This is a genomic window from Streptomyces sp. NPDC000151 (assembly GCF_040301705.1).
Lineage (GTDB): Bacteria > Actinomycetota > Actinomycetes > Streptomycetales > Streptomycetaceae > Streptomyces.
Window position 1 is genome coordinate 1 of the sequence record NZ_JBEPFC010000021.1, and the last position, 13,328, is coordinate 13,328.

Consider the following 13,328-nt stretch of genomic DNA (forward strand, 5'->3'; position numbering starts at 1 on the left):
CCGGGCTGGTCGGCCCGGCCGCCCGCCAGGCGAGGACCAGACGGCCGCGCAGGGCGGGCGGATCGATCGTCAGCGTCCGCAGCTCCTCGCCGCGCGCCGCGGCGAACGCGCCGGGCAGGATCGCCGCGCCCAGCCCCCGCGCGGCCAGCTGTGCGAGCACTTCGGGGTTGCTGGCCTCGAAGGCGATGTCGGGCGTGAAGCCGGCTGCCGCGCACGCCTCGTCGAGCCGGGCGCGCAGCCCCGTGCCGCGCGGCAGGCTGATCAGCGGGCGGCCGCGCAGGGTGTCGAGTGAGATGACCGGGTGGACGGCGAGTTCATGGGAAGGAGCGACCGCCGCGACGACCGGCTGGTCGTCCACCACCTCGATCTCGACGCCGGCCGGGGTCCCGCTGCCCACGCTGACGATCGCCGCGTCCAGCCGGCCCGTCCGCAGACCGTCGAGGAGCTGGTCGGAGTTGGCCTCGGACAGGGTGATCTCGACCGCCGGGTGCGCGTCGTGGAACTCCGCCAGCAGGTCCGGGAGTTCGACGCTGTGCGAGGTCACCGTCCCCACGGCGACGTGCCCGCGGAGCAGCCCGGTCAGCTCGTCCACGGTGAGCCGGACGCCGTCGACCGCGGCGAGCGCCGCGCGCGCGTACGGGAGGACGGCCGCGCCCACCTCGGTCAGCCGTACCGAACGGCCCGAGCGGTCCAGCAGCTCCTGGCCGAGCTCCCGCTCCAGCCGGCGGACCTGCGCGCTGACCCCGGGCTGGGCCACGTGCAGCCGCTCCGCGGCGCGGGTGAAGTTCCGCTCCTCGGCCACGGCGACGAAGTACTGCAACTGGTGAAGCTCCATGGGCAGCGATTCTAGCGACCCAGAAGCATTGCTTCTCGTTCGGATAATTACCATCTCTTGGACTTCTGGCCGGCGCGGGCCGAGAGTGAAGACACAGGGAACAGCCAGTCGGAAAAGAGGGATCCCATGACCGAGACCCGCGAACGCGCCGCCACCCCCGAGGACCTGGCCCGGCTCTTCGTGGCACGGGCCAACGCCCGCGACGCCGAGGGACTGGCCGAGCTGTACGCACCCGACGCCGTGCTCGCCTACCCGCCGGGGTCCGTCACGGTCGGCCGCGACGCGATCCGTGCCGTGTGCGAGCGGCTGGTGGCGCACGCGCCCCTGCCGTTCGTCGAAGAGGAGCCGCTGCCGACGGTCCGGTACGGCGACCTCGCCCTGACCTCGACCAAGCCCGCCGACGGCACGGGCGGCCGGGTGCAGGTCGCGCGCCGGCAGCCGGACGGGAGCTGGCTGCGCGTCATGGACCGCCCCGAGGCCCCCGCGACTCCGGGGACGGCGGCCGGACGATGACCGTAGTGATCGCCGGCGCGGGCATCGGCGGGCTGACCGCCGCGCTGAGCCTGCACGCCGCGGGCATCGATGCCGTCGTGGTGGAGAGCGCCCGCCGGATCAGGCCGCTCGGCGTCGGGATCAACCTGCTCCCGCACGCCGTGCGCGAACTGACCGAACTCGGCCTGGGTGAAGAGCTCGCCGCCCTCGGCGTCGCCACCACCGAGAACGTCTACTACGACCGGTCCGGCCGGCGGCTCTTCGCCGAGCCGCGCGGCCGGGCACAGGGCTACCACTGGCCGCAGTACTCCCTCCACCGCGGCGAACTGCAGCTCATGCTCCTCGCGGCGGTCCGTGCGCGACTGGGCGCCGGCGCGGTCCGCACCGGAACGCGGCTGGTGGACTTCGAGGAGCGGCCGGGCACGGTCCGGACCCGGCTGCTCGACCGGGCGACCGGAGAGACGCAGACGTACGATGCCGCGGCGCTCGTGGGCGCCGACGGCCTGCACTCGGTGGTCCGGGCGCGGCTGCATCCGGCGGGTGGCCCGCTGCAGTGGTCGGGCATCCGCATGTGGCGGGGCGTGACCGTGGCCGCACCCTTCCTCACCGGCGCCTCGGCGGTTCTCGTGCCGGGCGGGGACGCGGAACTGATCGCGTACCCGATCGGCCGTGGCCGCATCAACTGGGTCTGCCAGGTCAGGGTGGCCGAGCCGCAGCCGCTCACCGAGGAGGCGGCCTGGAACAGCGCGGGCCGGCTCGCCGACGTCCTGCCGTACTACGCGGACTGGACGCTCGGCGTGCTGGACGTGCCCGCGCTGCTGGCGGGCAACGACCTGCTCCTGCAGTACCCCATGGTCGACCGCGACCCGCTGCCCGCCTGGGGCCGCGGCCGGGTCACTTTGCTCGGCGACGCCGCCCACCCGATGTACCCCGTCGGCGCCAACGGCGCGTCCCAGGCCGTCGTCGACGCCCGCGTGCTCGCCCACGAACTCGCGCGGTCCGCCGGCGTACCGGACGGGCTGGCCCGCTACGAGGACGCGCGGCGCGACGCGACCACGGCCGTCGTCCGGGCCAACCGGGAGATGCACCGGGCAGGCGGCCGGACCCCGCAGGACCTGGCCCGCATCACCGACACCTACCGGCAGGCCACGGGCAGCGACGTGCAGGAACTCAACTCCCGGGCGTCGCTGACGCTTCGGTGAGGGGGATGCCGCAGGGGGATAAGGTCGGCGGCATGGGAGAGGCTGTGATGACCGACCAGGAGTTCCTGGACCATGTCGCCGACCGGCTCGCGGGGCTGCCCGGGGTACAGGCCGTCACCCTCGGCGGGTCGCGCGCCCAGGGCACCCACACCGCCGACAGCGACTGGGACTTCGCCCTGTACTACCGCGGCGCCTTCGACCCGGCGGAGCTGCGCGCCGTCGGCTGGGACGGCGAGGTCTCCGGGCTCGGCGAATGGGGCGGCGGCGTCTTCAACGGCGGTGCTTGGCTGGTCATCGACGGCCGGCACGTCGACGTCCACTACCGCGACCTCGACGTCGTCGAGCACGAACTCGCCGAGGCCGGGGAGGGCCGCTTCCACTGGGAGCCGCTGATGTTCCACCTCGCGGGCATCCCCAGCTACCTCGTGGTCGCGGAGCTGGCCGTCAACCGGGTCCTGCGCGGCGAACTGCCGCGCCCCGCCTACCCGGAGCCGCTGCGCGCGGCGGCCCCACCGGTATGGCGCGGGCGGGCCGAGCTCACGCTCCGGTACGCCAAGGGCGCGTACGTGCCGCGCGGGCAGGCCACCGAGGTCGCCGGCGCGCTCGCCACCGCCGCCCTGCAGACCGCGCACGCGGTCCTCGCGGCACGTGGCGAGTGGACCACCAACGAGAAGCGGCTCCTGCAGCAGGCGGGGCTGCGCGGCATCGACACGGTACTCACCGGGCTGCGGCCGGATCCGAAGAGCCTCGCGGCGGCCGTCACCGAGGCGGAGGCGCTGTTCGCGGCGGCGTGCACGGCGTCAGGTGGCCGATGAGCCGGTCCACGAAGGCGCGCTGGGCTGTGACGAGCAGTTCCCCGGCCCGTTCCGGGCGGCACCACGCCACGCGGTCGATCTCGGGGAAGGCGCGCAGGACGCCGGAGCCCCTGGGCCACTCCATCTCGAAGGTCCCCGGCACGACCGCCGCCGGGTCGAGGTCCCCCTCGACGGCCCAGACGGTGACCGTCTTGCCGCCCGACTGACGGACGTCGCCCAGGGAGACGTACGGTCCCTCCGGAGGCGGCAGCCCCAACTCCTCCTCGAACTCCCGCCGGGCGGCCGCCTGCGGCTCCTCCGGCGGTACGTACTCGCCCTTCGGCACCGTCCACGCGCCGGCCTCGCGGCGGGCCCACAGCGGCCCGCCCATGTGCGCCAGCAGCAGCTCGACGCCGGTGCGCGTACGGCGGTACAGCAGCAGCCCGGCGCTCCGTTTCGCCGTCATGATTCCGCGTCGTCGTTCGTGTCGTGGGCCGCCAGGATGTCCTGCACCGTGTCGGCCTCCTCCGGCGACTTGTCCTCCCGGTACCGCACCACCCGGGCGAACCGCAGGGTGACGCCCGCAGGGTAGCGGGTGGATGTCTGGAGGCCGTCGTAGGCGATCTCCACGACGAGCTCCGGGCGTACGGTCACGACGTGCCCCCGCTCCTCCACGGCGAGTTCCCGCAGTCGCTCGGTCTGCCAGGCGAGGGTGGCGTCGGTCAGCCCCTTGAAGGTCTTGCCGAGCATGACGAACGAGCCGTCGGGCCCGCGGGCGCCGAGGTGGAGGTTGGACAGCTTGCCGGCGCGCCTGCCGTGCCCCCACTCCGCCGCCAGCACGACGAGGTCGAGGGTGTGCACCGGCTTCACCTTGAGCCAGGAGGCGCCGCGCCGCCCCGCGCTGTAGGGCGCGTCGAGCGCCTTGACCACGACGCCCTCGTGCCCGCGGCGCAGCGTCGCGGTCCAGAACTCCGCCACCGCCTCCTGCGCCGCCGGATCGGCCGGGTCCTGGACGGCGACCCGGCGGACCCGCATCGGCTCGGGCACGATCCGGGCCAGCTCCGTGTGGCGGTCGGCGAAGGGCAGGTCCATCAGGTCCCGGTCGTCCGCCGCCAGGATGTCGAAGAAGACCGGTGAGAGCGGCAGCGCGGCGTGCGCGGCGGCCACGTCGACGCGGGAGCCGAAGCGCCCGGCGGTGCGCTGGAAGGGCAGCGGGCGGCCGTCGGCGTCCAGCGCGATGACCTCGCCGTCGAGCACGAACCGGGTGGCCGGCAGGGCCCGCGCGGCCTCGACGACCTCGGGGAGCCGGTCGGTGACGTCGTCCAGGGTGCGGGTGTGGACGTGCACGTCGTCGCCGTCGCGGTGCACCTGTACGCGGATGCCGTCGAGCTTCTCCTCCACGGCGCAGGCGCCCAGCTTGCCGACCGCCTCGGCCGGCGACTTCGCGCTGTGCGCGAGCATCGGGCCGACGGGCCGGCCCACGGTGAGCCGGAACCCGGCCAGCGCGGTCGGGCCCTCGGCCAGCAGCGCCCTGGCCACTTCCTGCAGCCCGCCGAGCATCACGGCCCGGCGCACGTCCGCCGCGGGCGCCTCCGTCGCGGCGGCGAGCCCCTCGACGGCGAGCGCGTCCAGCGCCCCCTGGCGCACCTCGCCGGTCAGCAGGCCGGTCAGGAAGCGCTGTTCCGGCTCGGTGGCCGTGGCCAGCAGCTGCTGCACCAGCCGCCGACGCTCGGCCTGTGCGCCGGCCCCGGTGATCCGGGACAGCGCGGTGAGCCCCGTGTCGACGCCGCGTACGGTCAGTACGGCCCGGTCGGCCGGGGGAGCCGGGTCGCGCAGCGCGTTCCAGCCGATGCCGATCCGCCCCTGGGGCAGCCGTCCGGCCAGGTAGGGGATGACCACCGGCACGTCCTCGGGCGCGGCCTCGCGGAACAGCCCGGCCAGCAGCGCGACCTTCTTGGTGCGCGCGGAGGTCGCGGCGACTTCTTGGGACACGCGGGCAAGGTGGGCCAGCAGCATACGGCCATCGTGCCTCGCACGGCCCCACTACGCCTCCGCACGGGAGCCGGCCCCTCGTCACGATCGCCGCGATGCGATCCCGCCAAAAGTTGGCGCGCCCGGCGCCCTTCGTGACCTTTGGCCATTGCCATTCGTTGACATCCACTTGGTCAACCTTTTACCTTCGTTCCGTGCGGCAAAACGCGCACGTCAGCGCCGCGTGTGTCGCACGGCCGGCTCCATCCCCCACCTCTCGGAGGCTCGCATGGAACAGCTCATCAAGAAGATGGCCCAGGACGACGTCTGGCAGGGCTGGGTCGCCGCCAACTCGGCCCAGAAGGCGGACAAGGACGGCTGTATCAGTGCGTCCCCCAAGTCCGGCTGCATCAGCGCGACGAAGACCGGCTGCATCTCCTGACCCGTCGCCGCCCGGCATTCCAGGACCGGCCGGCGGCGGCCGTCTCCGCCGCCGGCCGGTCCCGGCCCCGGCCCACGAGCACTGTTGAGGTTTCCCTTGAAGGTTTCCCCGGACGGTCAGCTGAAGGTTTCCCCGGACGGTCAGCCGACGGCCGAGGTCATCGCGCGCGTCAAGGACATTCCGCTCTACCGTGACGCGCTGGCGCGTGGCCATTTCCCGGTACTGGAAAAGACCGAGATCGCGCGCGGCTTCCCGGACAACTGGATGACGCCCGCGCTCGCGACGGCGCTCGCATCCGGCGAGGCGGAATTCGTGCTCTCCACGGGCACCAACCATGCCCGGATGCAGCTCATCCGGCCTCCGTACTTCCTCCTCCGCTCCTATTACCGGCTGTGGAGCGAGCACCCGGACATCCGGGAGACCTGGGAAGCGGACTGCCGGCGTGTCTCGCTGACGACGGTGCTCGCGACGGAACACGTGGCCCGGGTGAATGCCAGGAAACGCGGCGAGGAGCCGCCGCCCGTGCCGCGCGTGGAGGACCGCCGGCTCGACGCCCGCACCTGCTACCTCAATCTCCGCCTCGACCCCGCACTCTGGGAGCGCGCCGACGTCGAGCGGATGCTCGCCGAAATCGAAGCGGCCCGGCAGGCGCATCCGCGCGGCTGGTACCACCTGGACTGTTCCGGCTACCACCTGGCGCATCTGCTGCACAAAATCCATACCTGGGGGCTGTGGGACGCGTTCTCGCCACCGGCGAGCATCATCCACGCCTACGAATACACACCGGTCAATGTGCGGCGGTATCTCCAGCAGCACTTCGCGTGCCCGATCATCGACCTGTTCGGCTCCACGGAACTGGGCTATCTCTTCTACAGCGACCGCCGCGGCCGCTACCACCCCTACCTCGACGACATGAGCGTCGAACTCGCGCCGGTGGCCGAGGGCAGCGGGCTCTTCCATCTCATCGTCACCAGCCTGCGCAACCCGCACATGCCGCTGGTCCGCTACCGCTCCGGGGACTGCGCCCGCACGCTGGACGGCACGCCGGACCCGGCGAAAATCACGCAATTCTGCGGCCGCGAAAAGGAATTGCTGGATTCCCCCGCGGGCCCGGTGTCGCAAGGAGATCTGGACGCGCTCGTCGGCTCCGTCTCGCCCCGCGTCTTCGTCCACCAGCTGCGGGTCCTCGGCCCCGCCGAGGCCGTGCTCGCGTACACCACGTTCGACGGCAAGCCCCTCGAATCCGACCGAGTGGCCACCTTGGGACGCGGCGTACGCGAACTGACCGGCCGGCGCTGCGTACTCGACCACCGGGACCACATTCCCATCGGAAAGTCGGGGAAGTACGCCTGGCTCGCCGCGGACGGAAAGTGAGAGGGACCATGACCACGAAGACGTTCGTGACGGAGGACGACCTCACGGCACTGCTCGGCCCCACGCTGTACGCGGAACTGGTCGGGCACTTCGCGGCCGGCACCGACGCCCCGCGCGCGTACACCGAACGCCAGGCACTGGAATGCCTGCGGTACCTTTACCTGATCTCCAAGTACCCGGAAGAACTCAGCGGGCTCTTCCTCCCCGTGGAGCAGGAGATCGACGAATTCTGGCACTACCTCATCCTGCAGACGCGCGAATACCGCACCCTGTGCGAGGAACGCCTGCCGGGGAAATTCTTCATCGAACACCGCAGCATCGGCTACGAGGAGTACCAGCAGGAGCCGGGGCGCGAGCAGGCGATCGAAGAGGCGCTGCGCTGGATTCCGCTGTACTGCCGGGAATTCGGCCCCTTCGACGAGGGCGCGCTGCCGCACTGGACCATCGTCCGCTTCCTGCACGAGCGGCTGGACATGCCGTTGCCGGACATCTCCGCGCTGGAACCGGCGCAGGGCAGGAATCCATGACCGAACGGACCGGGATCTCCCCGGCACACGGGCCGCCGGTACTCGCCGCGCCGCCCGCGGCCACTGCGGCGGCCACCGCGCAACGCCGCATACTGACCGTCCTGGTGCTCTCCCAGATCCTCAGCGGCGCGGGTCTGGCAGCGGGCATCACTGTCGGCGCGCTGCTCGCCGAGGAGATGCTCGGCTCGACGGGGTCGGCCGGCCTGCCCAGCGCCCTGTTCACCGGCGGGTCCGCCGTCGGGGCCGTCGCCGTCGGCCGGCTGTGCCAGCGCTGGGGCCGGCGCCCCGGCCTCGCGCTGGGCTATGGCACGGGCGCGCTCGGCAGCCTCGGCGTCGTCGTGGCCGCCGCCACCGCCGACCCGGTCCTGCTCTTCGTCTCGCTCACGGTCTACGGCGCGGGAACGGCCACCAATCTGATGGCCCGTTACGCCGGGGCCGACCTCGCGGCGCCCGAACGGCGCGGCCGGGCGGTGAGCACCGTACTGATGGCCACCACGCTCGGCGCGGTGGCGGGCCCGCTGCTGGTGACCGCCACGGGCGAGGCCGCGCACGCGTGGGGCATCCCGCGCCTGGCAGGCCCGTTCGCCCTGGCCACCGTCGCCTTCGCGGCGGCCGCCGTCCTCCTCGGCACGCTGCTGCGCCCCGACCCGCTGCGGCTGGCACGCGCCTTGGCGGAGGCCGCCCCTGGGGCCGCCGGAGTCGAGACGGCAGGGCCCGACACCGCCCGTCCCGACCGGCGCGCCCTCCTCACTGGTACCACCGTCATGGTCCTCAGCCAGCTCGCGATGATCGCGATCATGACCATGACGCCGGTCCACATGCGGGCGCACGGCCACAGCACCGGAGCCGCCGGGCTGGTCATCGCCCTGCACGTCGCGGCGATGTTCCTGCCGTCCCCGCTGACGGGGCTCCTCGTCGACCGGGCAGGGCGGCTGCCGGTCGCGGCGGCGTCCGGCGTGACGCTGTGCGCGGCCGGCGCCGTGGCGGCCCTGGCGCCCGCCCACTCCGTACCGGCGCTCGCCGCCGCGCTCGTACTGCTCGGCCTCGGCTGGAACTTCGGCCTGATCAGCGGTACCGCGCTGGTCACCGACGCGCTGCCGGCGGCCACCCGCGCCCGTACGCAGGGCCTGCTGGACGTGGCCATCGCCGTCGCCGGGGCCACCGGCGGGCTGTCCTCCGGCGTGGTCGTCATGGCGGGCGGCTTCCCGCTGCTGGCCCTCGCCGGCGGGGCGCTGGCGCTGGCGATCGTGCCCGTACTGGCGCTGACCGCACGGCGCCGCCCCGCAGTGCCCGAGGGGAGCCCGTGACATGCCTCGGCCGCACCGCGCATGCGCGCGCTCGCCACCGGCCGCTTCGTACGTCCCCGAACCGCCTCCGCACGGCAACGACCCACCCGCGATCCGCTTCCGCCACGCCCTCAGTGGCACCCTCACCAACAGGAGAGACCTCCTCGTGGAGACCTTCATCCAGCAGGCCAGGGGCCTCAACGCCCGCATCGCCGACCGTCCTGACGAAAGGGAGAGCTTCGGCCGCCTCGCCGCCGGCCAGTCACCGCTCGCCCTGTTCATCACCTGCTCCGACTCCAGGGTCGTACCGTCTCTCATCACCGGCGCACGGCCCGGCGAGCTCTTCGAACTGCGGACGGCCGGCAACGCCGTCCCCGCCTACCAGGAAGGCATGACCGCCTGTGCGGAGGCCGCGACCATCGAGTACGCGATGCGCGTCCTGAAGGTCGCCGACATCGTGGTCTGCGGCCACTCGCACTGCGGCGCCGTCGGTGCCCGGGCACGCGCCGAGGACCTGACCGACGTGCCCGCCGTACGCGGCTGGCTCGCCGAGCAGTTCTCCGCCGAGCTGCCCCGGGACGACACCCCGGCGGTGGCCGGTGCCGTCCAGCGCCACGTGCGCGAACAGCTCGACCGGCTGCGCGGCTACCCCTGCGTCCGCGAACGCATGGACGCCGGTGAGGTGGCGCTGCACGGCTGGTTCTACGAGGTGCACACCGGCCTGGTCATGGCACACGACCAGGAGACCGACGCGTTCCTCCCGCTCTGACCGCTCGCCCGGTCTCTCGGCCGGGTCCTCCGGTCTTGCGGCCGGGCGGGCCCGGGGCCACAGCGTCCCGGGCCCGGCCGGCCCCACTCACGCTTCCTGCGGGGCCGCTTGGCGGCACATCGGACACCGGTCCGTGCCGTCCCACCCGTCCCACCCGAAGGCCGCGGGGGAGAGCGACCGGCCCTCGAGCTCCTCGCGTACCGCCACCCGGTACCCCCACACCGCGCCGATGTACGGGTGGTAAGCGTCGTGGAAGGCCGCTGACGACAGCGAAGCGCCGGCCGCGACGGCCCGCTGCAGGCTGCGGAGCTGCTCGAACATCGCCTGCCCGGCGCCGGCGACGGCCGTGCTCGCCTCGATGAACAGCCGCTCGCGCGCTTCGTAGACCCCGGCATCGCTCAGGGCCGCGCGGGTGGCCGCGTCCAGGCCGGGTCCGGCGGCCGGGTCCTCGGCGAGCTGCCGCAGCCGCGCGTGGCACTCGCCGGCAGCGCCGATGAACTCGATGTACACCGCCCGTCGGCGGTCCCCGGCACTGCGGTCGACCTCATGGCGATGGCGCAGGTGGTCGGCCAGCACAGTGCCGGCGATAGCGATGGAACCGCCGCTGACCGCCGCGGCGAGCGTCCCCCAGTCCACGTCTTCCCCCGTAGTGATCCCGACGTCGGAGTCAGAAGGTACGCGGATCTTCCTGCGGAGAAAAGGGAGAGGGACGTGTCGAGGGGCCCCGCGGTCGTGGCGGGGCCCGTAGGGGGTGGAGACAGGAGAGGTACGTCAGCCGTGGGTGTGGTCGGCGGATTCGCGGCTGCCGCTCTTGGCCAGACCCCGGCTGATCAGATAGCCGATGCTGAGCAGGGTGACGTACAGCCATGCCCGGTCGGCGGGGAAGGGGTCCAGGCGGGTGTCGCTGCCCACCACGGCGGAGGCGACGAGGACGGCCACCACGGCGGCCACGTAGACGAAGAACTCGGTGGTCTTGAAGGACGGTTTGGTCTCGGTGGGGGCGGGTCGCACGGCGGTATGGGTACTCCTCGGCATGCCGGATTCCGAGTACCCGGGGGACGAAGCGGCGGTCATGGTGCGCCTGCTTTCTCACGTGGGTCATCCGGCGGTCGCCGGCTGCGGCGCACGCGTACCCGGGCGCGGAGCACGGGAACGTCGCGCGCCCGCCACCCGCCGGCACCCGGAGGCTGTCGGCCAGTAGCCCGCCCGCCAGGAGACGCCCACTGTGAACAAACGGACCGACGCGAGCCGCCGACGGGACCAGAGATACGGATGCCCGCGCGTCTGACCCCACCCTGCACTCCGACTTTGGCCGGAACGGACCGGCCGTCACACGGAGTCAATGGGGCCCTTGTTCGCGGTGAGGCGGAGTTCGCCGCGGAGTACCGCGCCCGCTACTTCGGTGATGTCGCGGCCTGTCGCGAACGCCTCCGCGCGCAGCCGGGACAGCGCGGCCGGCAGTGGAATGCCGAGCTGGACGGCGATCATGCCGGTGGCCTGGTGCACCTCCGCGCGGTGGAGGTTCACCGTGCCGGCGGTCCTCGGCGGGGTGCGGGCCGCGTCTCCGGGGGCCGCCTGCGGCAGCCGCGTGCGCAGCAGGAAGTCGGTCAGCGCGTCACAGAGCGTCAGCGCGTGCTCGATGCTCTCCCCGCTCATCATTCCCGGCCGGCGGCGATGGCCGGTCAGGGCGCCCACCTTCATGGCCCCCAGCCGTAACGGAAAGGCGAAGACCGCCCGGACGCCCAGCTGTGTGACGGCGGGCAGGAAGCCCGCCCAGCGCGCCCCCGGCGCCGACGACACATCGGCCACCAGGCAGATCGCGCCGGCCCGCGCGGCTTCCAGGCTGGGGCCCTCGCCCAGCGTGAACTGCAGGTCCTCCAGCCGTGCGCTGACCTCCTCGCTGAACCAGATCAGCTCCGGTCCCTCGATGAGCAGCGAGGCGGCGAGCCCGTCCAGGCCCAGCGCGGTTGCCGCCTCCCCGGCCCACTGCGCCGCGAAGTCTCCTTCGTGGCCCTGCGCCAGAACGGCGACCAAGTCCTTGACGGTGCTCTCCACCATCTCGCAGCGCCCCCTCCGAGCCGTACCGTGCCGCTCCTGAGCCGGCATGTCCCACTCCGGTCCGATGGTTCGATGCACCGGCCACGTGGCGTCGTCAGCGTCCACCCCGCGCGGGCCCGGGCACAAGCACTGTGGTGCGTGGTTTTGACGCCCCCCGGCTCGCCTCCCCGGCTCGTCCCCCCCCGGCTCGCCTCCCGCTCGGGCCGCGCTCCCGGGCGCCGAGGGAGGCCCGCGCCCGAGGTTCACCCGTCCGGGTGCAGCGCGATCGTATTGTCACCGTGCGTCGGCCGCGACATTTCCGTCATGTATCCGCCTATGTGGGACACTCGTCTTGTATCACATGCCTGTAGTTCACAGCGTGGAGCCGACGAGCGGCCACCACCAGGGAATGTCCGTGGATCGTCCGTGGATGTCCGTGCGACAGGTGATCGGAGGAGCGATGTCCACGGGCACCGGACGGCTGGCCGTCACCGTTCTCACGCAGTGCGACGCATGTGCCGTGCTGCGCGTCCGCGGCGAGCTCGACCATGCCTCGGAGGAGGCGTTTCTCTCCTCCACCGGCGTCGTCCTCGCCGACGGGTACCGCTATCTCGTCCTGGACGTGGCCGCGCTCACGTTCTGCGACTCCCGTGGCCTGAACTGCCTGCTCGCCCTCCACTGGCTCCTGCGCCGCCGGGAGGGCGCGCTGCTGCTCGCGTGCGCCGGCCGCCGCCTCTCCGACCTGCTGCGCCACACCGGCAGCGACCAGCTCTTCCCGCTCCACACCACCGTCAGCCAGGCCGTCGCCTCGCTCCCCGCCGAGCACCGCCCCACCTGGCCGCCGCTGCCCACGCGGTAGCCCCTCCGGCCGCCGCGGACCCTGTGACGTGGCTCACCCGTCCTCCGGAAAACACTCGCCGCGTCCGCCCCGTATCCCCCGTCGTCGCGCGCACCAGCACGACACGACAGGACACGGCAGACACGGACGGAGTACGTCGATGGGCGAGACGACGGGCGAGATGACGGGCGAGATGACGGTCGCGACGATGGGCGAGCAGGGGAGCCGGCGGACGGGCGGGCGCCGGGGAATCGCGCGGGCCGGGCTCGGCCTGGCGGTGGGCGTCGGGGCGGCGCTGCTGCTGGCGGCGTGCGGGGGCGGCGGGGAAGCGGGGAGCGACGCGGCGAAGAAGGGCTCGTCGGCCAAGCCCTCGGCGAGCGCGCCATCCGCCGAGGGGAAGGCCGGTGGGAAGCAGGACGCCCGGCTGTCCGCCCGGACCACCGGGCTGGGCAAGGTGCTGACCGACGGCCGCGGCTACACCCTGTACACCTTCGACAAGGACACCGCGAAGTCCTCGGCCTGCACCGGGAAGTGCGCCGCGCTCTGGCCGCCGGTGACCGGGACCCCGAAGGCCGGCGCCGGCCTCCCCGAGGACCCGGGCACGCTGGAGCGCCCGGACGGCACCACCCAGGCCACGTACGACGGCCACGCGCTGTACCGCTTCGCCAAGGACACCGCGCCCGGCAAGACCACCGGCGAGGGGGTCAAGGGCGTATGGCACGCCGTGGTGATCGACCCGTCCGCTGACGGTGCGTCATGAC

Annotated in this window: 16 protein-coding genes; 10 read left to right on the forward strand and 6 right to left on the reverse strand. The window is 73.2% G+C overall.

Annotated elements, in window-relative coordinates; all coding sequences use genetic code 11:
- The coding region (locus ABT381_RS09475; protein ID WP_351590254.1) for a LysR family transcriptional regulator at nucleotides 1-835 on the reverse strand (835 nt) is incomplete at its 3' end.
- A 126-nt stretch (nucleotides 836-961) separates the two neighbouring features.
- On the opposite strand from ABT381_RS09475, the gene ABT381_RS09480 reads away from it, so the two are divergent.
- From ABT381_RS09480 to ABT381_RS09490, 3 genes are read left to right on the forward strand one after another with little or no spacing between them, the layout of a single operon-like run.
- Complete coding sequence (locus tag ABT381_RS09480) at nucleotides 962-1,348, forward strand: YybH family protein (RefSeq protein WP_351590257.1); 387 nt, start codon at nucleotides 962-964, stop codon at nucleotides 1,346-1,348.
- Nucleotides 1,345-2,529: a flavin-dependent oxidoreductase gene (locus ABT381_RS09485; protein WP_351590260.1), complete on the forward strand. Its 1,185-nt coding sequence runs from the start codon at nucleotides 1,345-1,347 to the stop codon at nucleotides 2,527-2,529. Before ABT381_RS09480 ends, ABT381_RS09485 begins: the two co-directional genes overlap by 4 nt.
- A 32-nt stretch (nucleotides 2,530-2,561) precedes the next feature.
- Nucleotides 2,562-3,344 (forward strand): nucleotidyltransferase domain-containing protein, encoded by a 783-nt coding sequence (locus ABT381_RS09490; RefSeq protein ID WP_351590263.1) that lies wholly within the window; start codon nucleotides 2,562-2,564, stop codon nucleotides 3,342-3,344.
- Here the strand turns inward: ABT381_RS09490 and ABT381_RS09495 are convergent.
- Nucleotides 3,289-3,789, reverse strand: coding sequence for an NUDIX hydrolase (locus ABT381_RS09495; RefSeq protein WP_351590265.1), 501 nt, complete (start codon nucleotides 3,787-3,789; stop codon nucleotides 3,289-3,291). The genes ABT381_RS09490 and ABT381_RS09495 overlap by 56 nt on opposite strands.
- Nucleotides 3,786-5,339 carry an ATP-dependent DNA ligase gene (locus ABT381_RS09500; RefSeq protein ID WP_351590268.1) on the reverse strand — a complete coding sequence of 518 codons (1,554 nt, stop codon included), beginning with the start codon at nucleotides 5,337-5,339 and terminating at the stop codon, nucleotides 3,786-3,788. Before ABT381_RS09500 ends, ABT381_RS09495 begins: the two co-directional genes overlap by 4 nt.
- Nucleotides 5,340-5,583: 244 nt before the next feature.
- Between ABT381_RS09500 and ABT381_RS09505 the strand changes: the two genes are divergently transcribed.
- From ABT381_RS09505 to ABT381_RS09525, 5 genes are all read left to right on the forward strand, one after another.
- Nucleotides 5,584-5,736 (forward strand): hypothetical protein, encoded by a 153-nt coding sequence (locus ABT381_RS09505; protein WP_181138642.1) that lies wholly within the window; start codon nucleotides 5,584-5,586, stop codon nucleotides 5,734-5,736.
- A 96-nt stretch (nucleotides 5,737-5,832) separates the two neighbouring features.
- On the forward strand, nucleotides 5,833-7,110 hold the full coding sequence (locus ABT381_RS09510; protein ID WP_351590272.1) for a phenylacetate--CoA ligase family protein: 1,278 nt from the start codon (nucleotides 5,833-5,835) through the stop codon (nucleotides 7,108-7,110).
- An 8-nt stretch (nucleotides 7,111-7,118) separates the two neighbouring features.
- Nucleotides 7,119-7,637 carry a glycine-rich domain-containing protein gene (locus ABT381_RS09515; RefSeq protein ID WP_351590275.1) on the forward strand — a complete coding sequence of 173 codons (519 nt, stop codon included), beginning with the start codon at nucleotides 7,119-7,121 and terminating at the stop codon, nucleotides 7,635-7,637.
- Entirely contained in the window at nucleotides 7,634-8,944 is a 1,311-nt protein-coding gene (locus tag ABT381_RS09520; protein WP_351590278.1) for an MFS transporter, read from the forward strand. Before ABT381_RS09515 ends, ABT381_RS09520 begins: the two co-directional genes overlap by 4 nt.
- A gap of 145 nt (nucleotides 8,945-9,089) precedes the next feature.
- Nucleotides 9,090-9,692: a carbonic anhydrase gene (locus ABT381_RS09525; RefSeq protein ID WP_351590429.1), complete on the forward strand. Its 603-nt coding sequence runs from the start codon at nucleotides 9,090-9,092 to the stop codon at nucleotides 9,690-9,692.
- Nucleotides 9,693-9,779: 87 nt separating this feature from the next.
- Here the strand turns inward: ABT381_RS09525 and ABT381_RS09530 are convergent, their stop codons facing one another.
- The 3 genes from ABT381_RS09530 to ABT381_RS09540 form a co-directional block, all read right to left on the reverse strand.
- Complete coding sequence (locus tag ABT381_RS09530; protein WP_351590281.1) at nucleotides 9,780-10,328, reverse strand: CchlQ; 549 nt, start codon at nucleotides 10,326-10,328, stop codon at nucleotides 9,780-9,782.
- 135 nt (nucleotides 10,329-10,463) lie between these two features.
- A complete protein-coding gene (locus ABT381_RS09535) occupies nucleotides 10,464-10,703 on the reverse strand; it encodes a hypothetical protein (protein WP_351590284.1) in 240 nt (79 codons plus the stop codon).
- 318 nt (nucleotides 10,704-11,021) lie between these two features.
- Entirely contained in the window at nucleotides 11,022-11,750 is a 729-nt protein-coding gene (locus tag ABT381_RS09540; protein ID WP_351590286.1) for an ANTAR domain-containing protein, read from the reverse strand.
- 439 nt (nucleotides 11,751-12,189) lie between these two features.
- Here ABT381_RS09540 and ABT381_RS09545 point away from each other — a divergent pair, with 439 nt between their 5' ends.
- Together ABT381_RS09545 and ABT381_RS09550 are read left to right on the forward strand one after the other, a co-directional pair.
- On the forward strand, nucleotides 12,190-12,588 hold the full coding sequence (locus ABT381_RS09545) for an STAS domain-containing protein (RefSeq protein ID WP_351590289.1): 399 nt from the start codon (nucleotides 12,190-12,192) through the stop codon (nucleotides 12,586-12,588).
- 139 nt (nucleotides 12,589-12,727) lie between these two features.
- A complete protein-coding gene (locus ABT381_RS09550; protein ID WP_351590292.1) occupies nucleotides 12,728-13,327 on the forward strand; it encodes a COG4315 family predicted lipoprotein in 600 nt (199 codons plus the stop codon).
- The last annotated feature ends 1 nt before the right edge of the window (nucleotide 13,328 follow it).